The following is a 14,391-nucleotide window of genomic DNA, read 5'->3' as shown; positions in this document are numbered from 1 at the left end:
GTATCGAGCTTTGGTATCGAGGTAAAGCAGGTGCGGACGGAACGGGCTAGGCGGCGTGCCCGGCCAGGAGGCCGGTCACCGGAGCCCACGCCGTGGTGCGGGTGCCCGAGATAGCACCGGCGGCCGCGAACGGGTCCTGGCGCAAAAGCTCGTTCAGGGCCGCCTCGTCGGCAGCCTTGAAGATCAGGAGCGCGCCTGCGCCGTCCCCGTACGGGCCGCTTGCGAGCAGCGCGCCGTCGCGGGCCAATTCCGCGGTCCATTCACGGTGTGCCGGGCGGCTGGCATCGCGGACCTCGGAAGAATCGGCGTCGTACACGTACTCCACAGCAAAAACAGTCATATGGATACACTATCGCCCTGTTTGCCCGGTTCCCATCCGGGCGGGCCCGGCACGCGGTCAGCCGAGGACGAGGACCTTGGCCAGGGCGGCGACGCCGGCCGCCCACAACATGGAGGTCAGGGTTCCGATGATGAATCGCTCGGCGGCGACCGGGGTGGCCTTCAACTCCGCGAAGCGGCCCAGGCCCTTGATGGCCACGACGTAGGCGATGGCGACGGGCTGGCCGGCCAGGATTGCCAGGCACACCGCAAACCGTTCCAGGACGCCGATGATGGCGCCGCCCCGCAGGATGCGCGCGTTGCTGACCGCGGCATCGTCTGCGGCGTTATCGGCGGCGTTATCGGCGGCGTTATCGGCGGCGGCTGGCAGGGTGGCGGGGGCTGCGGACAACACCGCATCGGCAGGCTCCCCCGGTTCCGCTGTCTGCAGGGGATCCGCGACGTCGGCGGTGGAGTCAGCGGCGGGGTCCTCCGCCGCGGCGTCTCCAGCGGCCGAACCGGCGCCGCCGTCGCCCAGGGCCCGGCCGTCCGGGGTCCCGCCATCCATGGCCCGGCCGTCCGTGGTCCGGCCGTCGATGGTCCGGTCGTCGATGGTCCGGGCGAGCCCGAAGACCAGGGCCGTGACCGGCCAGCCGACGAAGCCGGCCACAAGCATGGCGAGGGTGATCCAGAGGGCGTTCACCGGTCTCCTTCTGTGCTGTCGTGCTCTGTGCTGTCGTGGGCGAAGGACAGCAGCATTTCGGCGGCCGGCCTCGCCGCCCATTCTTCCTGCCAGCCGGAGCGCGAGACTGCGCGGCTCACCGATTGCTCCGTGATTCCGAGTTTCTGCGCTGCAACCTTTTGGCTGCCGTGGCCGCCGGGGGCGTTGGGCTGTCCGTGCCGCACGGAGCGCAGCACATCCACCACCTTCCACTGCGCCGCGGTCCGGTCCTGGACCAGGCGGCCAATGAGTCGCAGCACCGCCTCCGCGTTGGCGCAGGCCTGCGTGCTGTCTGCCCCAGCTTGGCCCGCACCGGACGCGCGGGCCGACCCGGCCGCGCGGTCGCCGGCGGTCCGGGCCCTCCCGCGGCCGCCGGCGACCACGGCGAGCGGCACATGGGCGGCTGCGGCTTTGGCCCGGTCAACTGCGGCCCTGGCGGCCACGAAGGCGGGGCCGGAACCTTCCCGCGGACTGGCAGGGAGCGGCTGGTCCACCTCCCCCACCCCGATCCCGACGTACCAGCGGCCGCTGCGCAAGGCATGCAGGGCAATCTCCACGACCTCGTCGGGCCGCTCAACGACCCCCTGGACCTCGTCGCCCACCGAGCGCTCAAAGCGCCCCGAGGTGGAAAGCGGACCCAGCTCTTTCAGGAGGCCGGGAACCCGGTCGACGTCGCCGGTACTGCCGCGCTGGTCGATAGTCATGACGTACATGACCCCAGCTTAGGGAGGTGATCTTTAATAATCAACCACTTTCAACTGATTACTAGAAATCAGCTAAAATAAGCTTATAAATCAACATCAGTGGAATTGGGCTGGGCGGAGGAGAGGAGGAGGAGATCCGGCTGACAGGGATGGACTCCCCTGACGCCGTCCGGGGGCGCTTCGACACGAAACGCCGGGCGCCGTCGACCCTTTTGCCGCCGGACCGGGCCAAAGTGCCCCCGGGCCGCAGGGCTACCCGAAGAGGTTCACCGGTTTGACGATGTCCGCATAGATCAGCAGGGCGCCCATGCCCATGAGCAGAACGGCCACCACGTAGGTCACCGGAAGCAGTTTGGCGATATCGAAGGCGCCGGGGTCCGGGCGGCCGAAGAGTTTGGCGATCTGGCGGCGGGCACCCTCGTACAGCGCGCCGGCCACGTGGCCGCCGTCGAGCGGCAAGAGCGGAACGAGGTTGAAAATAGCGAGGGCGAAGTTGAGCCCGGCCAGCAAGCCGATCAGGGCTGCGAAGCGCGACTGCAGCGGGACCTGCTCCATGGCAGCAACCTCGCCGGCCACGCGGCCCACGCCGACCACGCTGATGGGGCCGTTGGGGTCCCGGGGCTCCTCGCTGAAGGCGGCCTTGGCCACGCCGGCCACGCGGTCCGGCAGGTTCACGATCACGCCGGCAACCTGCTTGATGTTCTCCCCCGCCATCGGCAGCACGGTGGAGGCCGGCTGCGGAACAAGCGCCGTCTGCGCCCCGATGCCCAGGAACCCGACGTCCTGGTACTGGAGCTTTCCGTCACCGTCCTTGGCCTGGCGGCCGTCGGCACCGATCACCGGACGGGCGGAGAGCACCGGCGTGACGGTGGTGGTGACCGAGGCGCCGTCGCGCTGGACGGTGATGCTGACCTGTTTGCCGGCCGAGGCGCGGATCCAGCCGGTGAGTTCGTCCCAGCTGGTGACGGCCTTGCCGTCGAAGGACGTGATGGTGTCGTTCGGCTTGAGGCCGGCAGCCGCCGCAGGGGTAAGCTTGCAGCCGGCGGAATTCGGGTCCACGGTCTCGCCCGCCTTGACCTGGCATTTGGAGACATCGGCAACGGTGGTGGTCTGGCTGGCGACGCCGAATCCCATTAGCAGCACCCCGGTCAGCACGACGCCGATCAGCAGGTTCATCGCGGGGCCGCCGAGCATGATGATGATCTTCTTCCAGACCGGCAGCTGGTAGAAGACCCGGCCCTCATCGTCCGGACCGATTTCCTCGTGGGCCAGGGAGCGCGCATCGGATGCCAGGGACTGGAACATGCCGGTGCTCGACGGGCGGACGGTGCCGTCTTCCTTGTTCGGCGGGTACATCCCGATCATGGACACATAGCCGCCGAGCGGGATGGCTTTGAGTCCGTACTCGGTTTCGCCCCGCCTCCTCGACCAGACCGTGGGCCCGAAACCGATCATGTACTTGGTCACGCGGACCTTGAACAGCTTGGCCGGCAGCAGGTGCCCCACTTCATGGAGGGCGATGGACACGGCGATGCCGATCGCCACGAAGACGACACCGAGAATAAAGAGGAGGACGGGACTCATGCTGTGATCTGCTGCTTCCTGAAAACTGGCAAACTAGACGCTTCTGACGGCTAAACGTTCGTGAGTGCGGGCACGTGCCCATCGTTCAGCATCCAATACGGACTCCACCGTCAGCCCGGAGGATCCTGTGTGTTCGCTGAGGACGGCTTCGATGGTATCGACAATGTCGGTAAACCGGATCCGCCCGGCGTGGAAAGCCATCACGGCTTCCTCATTCGCGGCGTTGAACACGGCGGGGAAAGTGCTCCCCCGCCGGGCCGCGTCCTTGGCGAGTCCGACGGCAGGGAACGCCGTGGCGTCCAGCGGTTCAAAGGTCCAGCTGGTGGCCTTGGTCCAGTCGCAGGCCCGGGCGGACCCGGGGACGCGGTCCGGCCAGCCGAGACCGAGGGCGATGGGCAGGCGCATGTCCGGCGGCGAGGCCTGGGCGATCGTGGACCCGTCGACGAACTGGACCATGGAGTGCACCACGGACTGCGGGTGGACCACGACGTCGATCCTGTCCAGCGGGATGTCGAAGAGCAGGTGCGCCTCGATCACCTCCAGGCCCTTGTTGACGAGGCTGGCGGAATTGGTGGTGACCATGAGGCCCATGTCCCACGTTGGGTGGGCCAGGGCGTCCTGGGGCGAGACGTCGTGCAGTTCGTCACGGGTCTTGCCGCGGAACGGGCCGCCCGACGCCGTCAGGACCAGCCGGTCCACTTCCGCGGCGGAGCCGGAGCGCAGGCATTGGGCAATCGCCGAATGCTCCGAATCCACGGGGACGATCTGGCCTTCCCGTGCCGCCGCCTTGACCAGCGCGCCGCCGACGATCAGGGACTCCTTGTTGGCCAGCGCCAGTGTGGCGCCGGAGGCGAGGGCGGCCAGGGTGGGGGCGAGTCCGATGGAGCCGGTGATGCCGTTGAGGACGACGTCGGCGCTGATTTCCGCGATCCGCGTGGAGGCCTCCGGGCCCGTGAAGAGTTCGGGACTGTAGCCGATGAGTCCCGCCGCGCGGGCGGCGTCGTCGATAAGGTTCCGGAGGGCGGACGCGTCCCCGGCGGCGACGCCGACGGCCTGGGCGCGGGTGTGGACGGCCTGCCGGGCCAGGAGTTCGAGGTTGCCGCCGCCGGCGCTGAGCGCCACGACCTCAAAAAGGTGCGGGGCGCCGTCGACGACGTCAAGCGCCTGTGTGCCGATGGAACCGGTGGACCCGAGGAGGACGATCTTGCGCGGCTGCATGATTCAAGTATCCCGCACGGCCGTCCCTCCGCACGTTGACGCCGCACGTTGACGCCGCGCAGTGCAGGCGTAACGTGGAAAACGTGGAGTGGACCGCGTGGTTCGACGCGCCGGAGTACGAGTTCGCACGGCAGGTGCTGCAGCGCAGCATCGCCACCCTTTACTTCGTGGCCTTTCTCTCCTCGCTCAACCAGTTCCCGGCCCTCCTCGGCGAGCGCGGCCTGTTGCCCGTGCCGCAGTACCTCGAGGGCTTCAACCGCCGCGGCCGGCCCAGCCTGTTCCGCTGGCGCTACTCGGACCGGCTGCTGCGGACTGTCTGCTGGGGCGGCATGGCCATCGCCGCCACGCTCGCCGCCGGGCTGCCCCAGCTCGGGCCGCCGTGGGTTCCGCTGCTCGCGTTCCTGACCCTGTGGCTGTTGTACATGTCGGTGGTGAATGTCGGGCAGACGTTCTACGGGTTCGGCTGGGAGATGCTGCTGCTGGAGGCCGGGTTCACGGTGGCGTTCCTCGGCTCCGACCAGACTCCCCCGCCCAGGACCATCCTCATCCTGCTGGTCTGGCTGGTGTTCCGGCTGGAGTTCGGAGCCGGCCTGATCAAGATCCGCGGCGGTGCGGAGTGGCGGGACCTGACGGCCCTGTACTACCACCACGAGACCCAGCCCATGCCGGGGCCGCTGAGCCGGCAGGCCCATCTGCTCCCCAAGGCCTGGCACCGGCTGGAAGTCCTGGGCAACCACTTCGCCCAGCTGGTGGTGCCGTTCTTCCTCTTTGCGCCGCAGCCCCTGGCCAGCGCGGCCGCCGGGATCGTCATCTTCACTCAGCTTTGGCTGGTGGCGAGCGGAAATTTCGCCTGGCTTAACTGGATGGCGATCATCCTGGCCTTCGCCGCCGTGAGCGATCCCGTGGCACACTCCCTTTTCCCGGCGATCCCGCTCGACTGGACCACCGCGTCCGCGGGTGCGGGAGCAGGAACAGGCGCAACAGCCGGCAGCCAGGCGCCGGTCGCCTGGCTCGTGGTGGTCACGCTCGCCACCGTGCTGCTCGTGGTGCTGAGCTACCGGCCCATCGAGAACCTCTTCTCCCGCTACCAGCTGATGAACGCCTCGTTCAACCGCTGGCAGCTTGTGAACGCCTATGGCGCCTTCGGCACCGTCACGAAGCGGCGGATCGAGATCGTGGTGGAGGGGACCCTCGACGCGGATCCAGGGGACGACGCGGACTGGCGGGAGTATGGCTTCAAGGGCAAGCCGGGCGACGTCCGGCGGATCCCGCGCCAGTACGCCCCGTACCATCTGCGGCTCGACTGGCTGATGTGGTTCCTGCCGCTGCGCACTGTGCACGAGGAGTGGTTCTACGCGTTCCTCGCCAAGCTCCTGATGGCCGACCGGCCCATGCTGCGGCTGCTGCGCCATGACCCGTTCGACGGCGAACGGCCGCGCTGGGTGCGTGCCAGCAGCTACCTCTACCGTTTCTCCACCCGGGCCGAGTTCCGTGCGACGGGCCAGCGCTGGATCCGTACCCCGCTCTATGTCGCCGTCCCGCCGTCGCGCCTGCCGCCGGAGGACTGAATCCGCTTTGGCCGCGGCTGGCCGGGGCCTGGAGCGCGGCCGGGCCCTGGAGCGTGCACCCGTTCGACGCAGATGGCGGGTTTCGACGCCGATGCTCCCCGGCGCTAGTGCCCCGCGCGGCGCAGGGTGGACTCGGCGTGCTTGAGGATGGGCCCGTCGATCATCTTGCCGTTGAACGCGAACACGCCCGATCCTGCCGCGGCGGCAGCCTCGAGCAGCTCACTGGCCGCGGCGACGTCGGCAGCAGTGGGCGCGTAGGCCTCCCGGACCACGGCCACCTGGCCCGGGTGAATGCAGGCCTTGGAGGAGAATCCGGAGGCCACGGCGTCGCGGGCCTCGAGTGCCAGCCCGTCCAGATCCGGGATGTTGACGTAGACGGCGTCGATGGCGTCCTTGCCGAAGGCCCCGGCGGCCAGCAGCACGCTGGAGCGGGCATGCAACGCGACGGCGCGGTAGTCGCCGTTCTCCGTCCGGCTGGACGTTCCGCCGAGCGAGGCCAGCAGGTCCTCCGCACCCCACATCAGGGCCACCACATTGGGTTCGGCGGCGATGGCGGCGGCATTGAGGACGCCGGCCGCCGTCTCACAGAGGGCGATCACGCTGTAGCCCTCCAGTTCCTTGAGCTGGCTGGCGCTCTCGGCCTTGGCCAGCATGATGTGCCGGTAGGGCGTGTGCTTGAGGCAGTGCAGGTCCTTCTCGAACTCGTCCGTGCCCGCCGGGTTGACCCGGATGATGGTGCGGCTAGGATCCAGTTCCGGGACGTCGCCGGTGGCGCCGAGCTGGGCCAGGATGGCGCCGCGGGCCCGCTGTTTGTCGGCCGGGGCGACGGCGTCCTCGAGGTCCACGATCACGGTGTCGGCACGCTCCGCGGCTTTCTGGTACCTCTCGGGGCGGTCGGCGGGGCAGAACAGCAGGGCGGGACCCATCAGGAAAGTCATGTCTCTATTCTCCCCTTTTGCGCCGCTTCCAGCTCAGCAGCCGCGTGGGCCTCGCGTGTCCACATCAGGCAGCTACGGGCGGCGAGGGCCACCACGTCCCCGTGCTGGTTGCGCCCGGTGTGCTGCATGGTCACGATGCCCTGGCCGGGGCGGGAGGCGGAGAGCCGCTTCCCGGTCACTACCGTTTCCGTGTAAAGGGTGTCCCCGTGGTACAGCGGGTGCGGAAAGGACACATCCGTCAGGCCCAGCTGAGCGATAATGGTGCCCTGGGTCAGCTGGGGCACGGACTGGCCCACCACGGTGGCAAGGGTGAACATCGAGTTCATGAGCCGCTGTCCGAACGGCTGCCCTGCACTCCACGCCGCGTCGAGGTGCAGGGCCTGGGTGTTCATGGTCATGGTGGTGAACAGGACGTTGTCCGTCTCCGTGACGGTCCGGCCGGGCCGGTGGGCATAGACCACGCCCTCCTGGAGCTCATCGAAATAGAGGCCGCGCTGTTCAATCACTTTCGGGCCGGCGGTACCCGCGTCTGGCGTGGTTTGCTGTGCGTCACTCATACGGTCAGTTCCTGGTCTTCCTCGAAGAGTTCGGCTCCGGTGGCCGCCACGACGTCCTCCACGGACACGTTCGGTGCGAGTTCCCGCAGCACCAGGCGGGATTTCCCGCCCTCGGTCACGACGTCGATCACGGCGAGGTCGGTGATGATCCGGTCCACGCAGCCCTTGCCGGTCAAGGGCAGCGTGCAGGCCTCCACGATTTTCGGTTTGCCGTTGCGGTCCACGTGATCCATCATCACGATCACCTTCTTGGCACCGAAGACGAGGTCCATGGCGCCGCCCATGCCCTTGACCATTTTGCCGGGGATCATCCAGTTGGCGAGGTCGCCGTTGGCGGCGACCTCCATGGCACCGAGCACGGCCACATCCACGTGGCCGCCCCGGATCATGCCAAACGAGGCGGCGGAATCGAAGAACGCGGCACCCTTGTTGACCGTGACGGTTTCCTTGCCGGCATTGATCAGGTCGGGATCGACCGCGTCCTCGGCCGGGTACGGTCCGACGCCGAGGATGCCGTTCTCCGAGTGCAGCACCACCTCGACCCCGGCGGGGATGTAGTTCGGGATCAGCGTCGGCATGCCGATGCCGAGGTTCACGTACTGGCCGTTGTGCAGTTCCTGCGCCACGCGGGCGGCCAGTTCGTTGCGGGTCCAGCCCTTGCCTTCAATGCCGGGAGCGTGTCCGACGGCGGAGCGCCGGTATTCGTGGCGCACGGCCTCTGGACGGGGCGGGGCCTCTGGGGCCTTGTTCGTTTCCACGGCTATGCTCCTGCCGGCTCGGGCGACAGTTTTGGTGCGCCGGCGCCGGCAGCCACCGCAACCGTCCGCTTCTCAATGCGTTTCTCGCCCTGCGGGGCCAGCACCACGCGCTGGACGAAGATCCCGGGGACATGGACGTGCTCGGGGTCCAGCTCCCCCGGCTCCACGAGTTCCTCGACCTCGGCAATGGTGATCCTCCCGGCCATGGCGCACAGCGGGTTGAAGTTCATCGCGGTGGCGCGGAAGACGAGGTTGCCGTGACGGTCGCCCTTCCAGGCATGGACCAGCCCGAAGTCGGGCGTGAGCGATTCCTCCAGCACGTACTCGACGCCGTGGAAGCTGCGGACTTCCTTGGCGGCCGAGGCGATCGCGATGTTCCCCCCGGCGTCGTACTTCTGCGGAAGCCCTCCGTCGGAGACCTGGGTTCCGACGCCTGCGGGCGTATAGAAGGCGGGAATGCCGGCACCGCCGGCGCGCAGCTTTTCGGCCAGGGTGCCCTGCGGGGTGAGGACCACCTCGAGTTCACCGGCGAGGTATTGCCGGGCGAACTCCTTGTTCTCGCCCACGTAGGAGCTGATGGTGCGCCTGATCCGGCCGTCCTTGAGCAGGATCCCGAGTCCCCAGTCGTCGACGCCGCAGTTGTTGCTGACAGTTTCCAGGTCTTTGGCACCGCCCTCGTGCAGGGCCTCGATCAGGGCGACCGGGATGCCGCACAGCCCGAACCCGCCGACGGCGAGGGAGGCGCCGTCGTGGATGTCCGCAACAGCAACGGCTGCGCTGGCAACAACTTTGTTGATCATCAGTGATCCCTCCGGCCGGCTACAGTCCCAGTTCGCGGGCGATCAGCATCAGCTGGACCTCCGTGGTGCCCTCGCCGACTTCAAGGATCTTGGAGTCGCGGTAGTGGCGCGCCACGGTGAAGTCGTTGATGAAGCCATAGCCGCCGAACACCTGGGTGGCGTCCCGCGCGTTGTCCATGGCTGCCTCGCCTGCGACCATCTTAGCGATGGCCGCCTGCGTCTTGAACGGCTTGCCGGCAAGCATCCGGGCGGCCGCGTCGTAGTAGGCCAGGCGGGCCGTGTGGGCGCGGGCTTCCATCCGGGCGATCTTGAAGGCGATGGCCTGGTACTTGCCGATGTTCTGCCCGAAAGCGCTGCGTTCCTTGGCGTATTTCACCGACTGGTCCACGCAACCCTGGGCCGCGCCGACGGCGAGGGCCGCGATCGCGATCCGGCCCTCGTCAAGGATGGACAGGAAGTTGGCGTAGCCGCGGCCCTGGGTGCCGAGCAGGTTGGCCTCGGGGACGTGGACGTTGTCGAGCGTCAGCGGGTGGGTGTCCGAGGCGTTCCAGCCGACCTTGTTGTAGGCCTTCTCCGCTGTGAAGCCCGGGGTGCTGGTGGGCACCAGGATGGTGGAGATTTCCTTCTTGATGCTGCCGTCCGCACGTTCCTCCTGGCCGGTCACCGCGGTGACCGTGACGAGCTTGGTGATGTCCGTGCCGGAGTTGGTGATGAACTCCTTGTTGCCGTTGATAACCCACTCTCCACCGCCGAGCTTGGCGGTGGTCTTGGTGCCGCCGGCATCCGAACCGGCTTCCGGCTCGGTCAGGCCGAAGCCGGCGAGCGCCTTGCCCGAAGCCAGCAGCGGCAGCCATTCCTCCTTCTGCGCGTCGTTGCCGAAGCGGTGGATCGGCATCGCGCCGAGCGAGACGCCTGCCTCGAGCGTGATGGCGACGGACTGGTCCACCCGGCCGAGTTGTTCCAGGGCCAGGGCCAGGGCGAAGTAGTCCCCGCCCATGCCGCCGAACTCTTCCGGGAACGGCAGGCCGAAGAGGCCCATGTCCGCCATCTGGGAGACGATCTCGTAGGGGAAGCTGTGCTCCTGGTCGTGCTTGGCGGAGACCGGGGCCACCACTTCGTCGGCGAATTCGCGGACGGTGTCGCTAAGGATCTGGTAATCCTCGCTGAGTTCAAAATCTGCCATGGGAGTGACTCCTGTGTCTGAGGTATATCTGTGGTTTGGTGAAAAGGGTGTTGGCTGCGCTGGTGGTTGGCTGCGTTGTGGTTGGGTGGCCAGCCGGGTTGGGAGCGGTGGGGTCAGTAGGGTGCGGTCATTCGGCCGCGCCCATCGCGATAACCGCTTCCTCGATCGTGTCCTCGGCTTTCGAGGGCTCAGTCGGGCTTAACGGGTGGATCGTCGCGAGCACCTGGTCCGCCTTGACGAGGTCGCCGGAGCCGACACTGATGTGGACGGTTCCGTCGAGGGGTGCCACGAGCTGGTGCTCCATCTTCATCGCCTCCACGGCGAGCAGGACCTGTCCGGCCTCCACGGTGTCGCCGTTGCCGACGGACACGGACACCACGGTGCCGGGCATCGGCGAGCGCACCGCCGGGTCGGCGGCGCCTTCCTCGCGTTCGATCGCGGCCAGCACCCGGACGAGCTTCTCCTCGCGGCTCAACGGTTCGAGCCGGCAGGACCATCCCTCGTTGCCGAGATACACGAACTCCCAGGGGTCCTCCCGCGAATAGTCCTGCCCGGATCCCGCATGGGCGAACCGGACTTCCGCGCCGTCGAGTTCCAGGAAGATGTTGTCACTGGACATCCCAATGACCGTCACCTCGTGTTCGGGGCCGCCGTCGACCCGCACGCGGGCACGGCCGAGGTCGGTGTTGCTGAGCCAGGTGACGGCCACGGTGGAGATCCTGATACCCGGGGCGCCGAAGCTCATGGTCCACGGTCCGGGGGCGCCCAGGCGCCAGCCGCGGACGGTGCCCCAGGGTGATCCCACCGTCACCGGGCCCTCGGCAAGGACCCAGAAAGGCATGGCTGCTGCGATGAGCTCGGCATCGCCGGCGCGGCGGAACGTGAAGTCCGGCATTTTCCGCTCGATCAGGCCTGTGTCGAGCCGGCCGGCGCGGACGTCGGCATCGTTGATCAGCAGCCGCAGGTATTCGACGTTGGTGTCGATGCCAAGGGCGGTGTACCGGGTAAGCGCGGAGTCGAGCTTGCCCAGTGCCGCGGCCCGGTCTTTGCCCCAGGCGATGACCTTGGACACCATGGGGTCATAGTCGCTGGAGATCTCCAGTCCCGTCATCAGCGAGGAATCGATCCGGATGTCGGGGTCGGCGCCGGCTGGAGTGACGGAATCAAGGTCGTCCATCGCGGTGAACATCGAGCCCCGTTCATCGAGAAGCAGCACTTCACCTCCGGAGGGCAGGAAGTTCTTCTCCGGGATTTCGGCGTAAACGCGGGCCTCCACCGAGTGGCCGGTGAGCACGACGTCGTCCTGGGCCACGGTGAGTTCCTCGCCGGCGGCGATGCGGACCTGCCATTCGACGAGGTCGATGCCGGTGACCATCTCGGTGACGGGGTGTTCGACCTGCAGGCGGGTGTTCATCTCCATGAAGAAGAACTCGTCCGGGGCGTTGTCCGAGACGAGGAATTCCACCGTGCCGGCGCCGGAGTAGTTGACGCTGCGCGCGGCGTTGCAGGCGGCCTCGCCGAGCCGGGCCCGGATTGCCGCGCCGTCGGGCAGGGATTCCAGCAGCGGGGAGGGTGCTTCCTCGATGACCTTCTGGTGGCGGCGCTGCAGCGAGCACTCACGCTCCCCCAGGTGGATGACGTTGCCGTGGTTGTCCGCCAGGACCTGGACCTCGATGTGCCGCGGGGTGAGCACGAGCCGTTCCAGGAACAGGGTGTCGTCACCGAAGGCGCTGGCGGCGACCCGGCGGGCGGTGGTCAGGGTGGCCTCGAGGTCCTCGGCGCGTTCGACGATGTGCATGCCCTTGCCGCCGCCGCCGGCGGAGGGCTTGATCAGGAGCGGGAACCCGACGCCGGCCGCTGCCTCGATGAGTTGCGCGTCAGTCATCCCGGGTTCGGCGATGCCCGGGACCACCGGGACGCCGTAGCCGGTGACGTGGTTTTTGGAGCGGATCTTGTCGCCCATGACGTTGAGGGATTCGACGCCGGGGCCGATGAACGTGATCCCGGCCTTTTCCAGGGCGCGGGCGAAGTCGACGTTCTCGCTCAGGAAGCCGTAGCCGGGGTGCACGGCCTCGGCGCCCGTGTCGCGGCATGCCTGGATGATGGCCTCGATCTTCAGGTAGCTCTCGGTGGCGGCCGCCGGGCCGATCCGGACGGCGACGTCGGCCTCCCGCACGTGCCGGGCGCCGGCGTCGGCGTCGGAATACACGGCGACCGAACGGATTCCCAGGGCCCGCAGGGTCCGGATGACGCGGCAGGCGATCTCGCCGCGGTTGGCGACCAGGACCGTGCCGAACAAAGGGGTGCCGGTTGCGGGGGTGGCTGGAGGTGTGACCGCTGAAGGCGTGGTCGGGGAAGAGATGGTCATGGCTGGCTCACATCCGGAACAGGCCGAAGGAGGTCTCCGGCAGCGGGGTGCGGGAGACGACGTCGAGCGCCAGTCCCAGGACGGTGCGGGTGTCCGCGGGGTCGATCACGCCGTCGTCCCAGAGGCGGGCGGTGGAGTAGTAGGGGCTGCCCTGGTCCTCGTACTGGGCCTTGATCGGGGCCTTGAACGCTTCCTCGTCCGCGGCGGACCATTCCTCGCCGCGGGCCTCGTACTGGTCCCGCTTCACCGTGGCCAGCACGCTGGAGGCCTGGTTGCCGCCCATGACGGAGATCCGCGACGCCGGCCACATCCACAGGAAGCGCGGCGAGTACGCCCGCCCGCACATCGAGTAGTTCCCGGCGCCGAAGGAGCCGCCGATCACCACCGTGAGCTTGGGGACCCGGGCGGTGGCGACGGCGGTGACCATCTTGGCGCCGTTCTTGGCGATGCCGCCCTGCTCGTAGTCCTTGCCCACCATGAAACCGGAGAGGTTCTGCAGGAAGATCAGCGGGATCCCGCGCTGGTCGCACAGTTCGATGAAGTGCGCGCCTTTGAGCGAGGACTCGCTGAAAAGCACGCCGTTGTTCGCCACGATCCCCACCGGGTGCCCGTGCAGTTTGGCGAAGCCGGTGACCAGGGTGGTTCCGTAGTTCTTCTTGAACTCATGGAACCGGCTGCCGTCGACCAGCCGGGCGATGACCTCGCGCACGTCGTACTGGGCGTTGACGTCCGTGGGAACGGCACCGTAGAGCTCGTCCGGGTCGGCAACGGGTTCGACGACGGTGTCGACGTCCCAGACCGGCGCGGAAGGCTTCGGCAGGGTGGAGACGATGTCGCGGACGATCTGGAGCGCATGCTCGTCGTTCTCGGCCAGGTGGTCCGTGACCCCGGAGATCTTCGAGTGCACGTCGCCGCCGCCAAGTTCCTCGGCCGTGACGATCTCGCCGATCGCGGCCTTCACCAGCGGCGGGCCGCCCAGGAAGATGGTGCCCTGGTTGCGGACAATCACCGTCTCGTCGCTCATCGCGGGCACGTAGGCGCCCCCGGCGGTGCAGGATCCCATGACGGAGGCGATCTGCGGGATTTTCGCCGCGGACATCTTGGCCTGGTTGAAGAAGATCCGGCCGAAGTGTTCCTTGTCCGGGAAGACCTCGTCCTGCTTGGGCAGGAACGCGCCACCGGAGTCCACCAGGTAGATGCAGGGCAGCCGGTTCTCGAGGGCGATTTCCTGCGCGCGGAGGTGCTTCTTCACGGTCATCGGATAGTAGGTGCCGCCCTTGACCGTGGCGTCGTTGGAAATCACCAGGACCTGGCGGCCGTGCACCAGACCTATCCCGGCGATGACGCCGGCACCGGGCGAGTCGCCGTCGTACATGCCGTCCGCCGCCAGCGGGGCGATTTCCAGGAAAGGGCTGCCGTCGTCCAGCAGCCGGTCAATGCGCTCCCGCGGCAGGAGCTTGCCGCGGGCCACATGGCGTTCCCGGGACTTGGTGGGGCCGCCCAGCGCGGCGGTGGCGAGCCGTTCCCTCAGTTCGCCGGCCAGCCCGAGCTGGGCCTCCCGGTTCGCGGCATAGGCGGCGCTCGTCGCATCCACCCGGCTGGCGATTGTCTCCATTGACTGCTTCCGTTCCCTGACCTGCGCGCCGGACCGGCAGCTCAGGCCGCCCGGCTATT

At 68.0% G+C, this 14,391-nt stretch carries 13 protein-coding genes; 1 reads left to right on the top strand and 12 read right to left on the bottom strand.

Translation table 11 applies throughout. The annotated features are described in order from the left end of the window. Positions 1 to 46 precede the first annotated feature (46 nt). The 5 genes from AB4Y72_RS03720 to dxr all read right to left on the bottom strand — a co-directional run bounded on the left by AB4Y72_RS03720 (position 47) and on the right by dxr (position 4,545). The gene (locus AB4Y72_RS03720) at positions 47 to 340 is read right to left on the bottom strand and encodes a YciI family protein (RefSeq protein ID WP_441424811.1); all 294 of its coding nucleotides are present in this window, start codon (positions 338 to 340) and stop codon (positions 47 to 49) included. A 57-nt stretch (positions 341 to 397) separates the two neighbouring features. Next, positions 398 to 1,021, bottom strand: a complete 624-nt coding sequence (locus AB4Y72_RS03715) for a hypothetical protein (protein WP_441424810.1) — start codon at positions 1,019 to 1,021, stop codon at positions 398 to 400. Beyond that, on the bottom strand, positions 1,018 to 1,752 hold the full coding sequence (locus AB4Y72_RS03710; protein ID WP_441424809.1) for a MarR family transcriptional regulator: 735 nt from the start codon (positions 1,750 to 1,752) through the stop codon (positions 1,018 to 1,020). The genes AB4Y72_RS03715 and AB4Y72_RS03710 overlap by 4 nt, the downstream gene beginning before the upstream one ends. Before the next feature lie 243 nt (positions 1,753 to 1,995). Continuing rightward, positions 1,996 to 3,327 carry a M50 family metallopeptidase gene (locus AB4Y72_RS03705; RefSeq protein WP_441424808.1) on the bottom strand — a complete coding sequence of 444 codons (1,332 nt, stop codon included), beginning with the start codon at positions 3,325 to 3,327 and terminating at the stop codon, positions 1,996 to 1,998. A gap of 33 nt (positions 3,328 to 3,360) precedes the next feature. Beyond that, the gene (gene dxr / locus AB4Y72_RS03700) at positions 3,361 to 4,545 is read right to left on the bottom strand and encodes a 1-deoxy-D-xylulose-5-phosphate reductoisomerase (protein ID WP_441424807.1); all 1,185 of its coding nucleotides are present in this window, start codon (positions 4,543 to 4,545) and stop codon (positions 3,361 to 3,363) included. Between the two features lie 83 nt (positions 4,546 to 4,628). Here dxr and AB4Y72_RS03695 point away from each other — a divergent pair, with 83 nt between their 5' ends. Beyond that, positions 4,629 to 6,113, top strand: coding sequence for a lipase maturation factor family protein (locus AB4Y72_RS03695; protein WP_441424806.1), 1,485 nt, complete (start codon positions 4,629 to 4,631; stop codon positions 6,111 to 6,113). 104 nt (positions 6,114 to 6,217) lie between these two features. Here the strand turns inward: AB4Y72_RS03695 and AB4Y72_RS03690 are convergent, their stop codons facing one another. The 7 genes from AB4Y72_RS03690 to AB4Y72_RS03660 form a co-directional block, all read right to left on the bottom strand. Next, positions 6,218 to 7,051, bottom strand: coding sequence for an HpcH/HpaI aldolase/citrate lyase family protein (locus AB4Y72_RS03690; RefSeq protein WP_441424805.1), 834 nt, complete (start codon positions 7,049 to 7,051; stop codon positions 6,218 to 6,220). Continuing rightward, positions 7,048 to 7,608 carry a MaoC family dehydratase gene (locus tag AB4Y72_RS03685; protein WP_441424804.1) on the bottom strand — a complete coding sequence of 187 codons (561 nt, stop codon included), beginning with the start codon at positions 7,606 to 7,608 and terminating at the stop codon, positions 7,048 to 7,050. Before AB4Y72_RS03685 ends, AB4Y72_RS03690 begins: the two co-directional genes overlap by 4 nt. Beyond that, the gene (locus tag AB4Y72_RS03680) at positions 7,605 to 8,366 is read right to left on the bottom strand and encodes a CoA transferase subunit B (RefSeq protein ID WP_441424803.1); all 762 of its coding nucleotides are present in this window, start codon (positions 8,364 to 8,366) and stop codon (positions 7,605 to 7,607) included. Before AB4Y72_RS03680 ends, AB4Y72_RS03685 begins: the two co-directional genes overlap by 4 nt. Positions 8,367 to 8,368: 2 nt before the next feature. Then, complete coding sequence (locus AB4Y72_RS03675; protein ID WP_441424802.1) at positions 8,369 to 9,166, bottom strand: CoA transferase subunit A; 798 nt, start codon at positions 9,164 to 9,166, stop codon at positions 8,369 to 8,371. Between the two features lie 19 nt (positions 9,167 to 9,185). Then, a complete protein-coding gene (locus tag AB4Y72_RS03670; protein ID WP_441424801.1) occupies positions 9,186 to 10,349 on the bottom strand; it encodes an acyl-CoA dehydrogenase family protein in 1,164 nt (387 codons plus the stop codon). 127 nt (positions 10,350 to 10,476) lie between these two features. Further along, positions 10,477 to 12,717 (bottom strand): acetyl/propionyl/methylcrotonyl-CoA carboxylase subunit alpha, encoded by a 2,241-nt coding sequence (locus tag AB4Y72_RS03665; RefSeq protein ID WP_441424800.1) that lies wholly within the window; start codon positions 12,715 to 12,717, stop codon positions 10,477 to 10,479. A gap of 7 nt (positions 12,718 to 12,724) precedes the next feature. Then, positions 12,725 to 14,332, bottom strand: coding sequence for a carboxyl transferase domain-containing protein (locus tag AB4Y72_RS03660; protein WP_441424799.1), 1,608 nt, complete (start codon positions 14,330 to 14,332; stop codon positions 12,725 to 12,727). Between the last annotated feature and the right edge of the window lie 59 nt (positions 14,333 to 14,391).

The organism is Arthrobacter sp. YAF34 (assembly GCF_052113245.1).
Taxonomy (GTDB): Bacteria; Actinomycetota; Actinomycetes; order Actinomycetales; family Micrococcaceae; genus Arthrobacter.
Note: the sequence above shows the minus strand (reverse complement) of the source record. Positions and strands in the feature narration are given on the sequence as shown.

What these genes read in the sequence shown, in the direction of transcription:
- AB4Y72_RS03685 (WP_441424804.1), bottom strand. Translation starts at nt 7,608, where the DNA reads ATGAGTGACGCACAGCAAACCACGCCAGACGCGGGTACCGCCGGCCCG.
- AB4Y72_RS03675 (WP_441424802.1), bottom strand. Translation starts at nt 9,166, where the DNA reads ATGATCAACAAAGTTGTTGCCAGCGCAGCCGTTGCTGTTGCGGACATC.
- AB4Y72_RS03690 (WP_441424805.1), bottom strand. Translation starts at nt 7,051, where the DNA reads ATGACTTTCCTGATGGGTCCCGCCCTGCTGTTCTGCCCCGCCGACCGC.
- AB4Y72_RS03660 (WP_441424799.1), bottom strand. Translation starts at nt 14,332, where the DNA reads ATGGAGACAATCGCCAGCCGGGTGGATGCGACGAGCGCCGCCTATGCC.
- AB4Y72_RS03705 (WP_441424808.1), bottom strand. Translation starts at nt 3,327, where the DNA reads ATGAGTCCCGTCCTCCTCTTTATTCTCGGTGTCGTCTTCGTGGCGATC.
- AB4Y72_RS03665 (WP_441424800.1), bottom strand. Translation starts at nt 12,717, where the DNA reads ATGACCATCTCTTCCCCGACCACGCCTTCAGCGGTCACACCTCCAGCC.
- AB4Y72_RS03670 (WP_441424801.1), bottom strand. Translation starts at nt 10,349, where the DNA reads ATGGCAGATTTTGAACTCAGCGAGGATTACCAGATCCTTAGCGACACC.
- dxr (WP_441424807.1), bottom strand. Translation starts at nt 4,545, where the DNA reads ATGCAGCCGCGCAAGATCGTCCTCCTCGGGTCCACCGGTTCCATCGGC.
- AB4Y72_RS03710 (WP_441424809.1), bottom strand. Translation starts at nt 1,752, where the DNA reads ATGTACGTCATGACTATCGACCAGCGCGGCAGTACCGGCGACGTCGAC.
- AB4Y72_RS03720 (WP_441424811.1), bottom strand. Translation starts at nt 340, where the DNA reads ATGACTGTTTTTGCTGTGGAGTACGTGTACGACGCCGATTCTTCCGAG.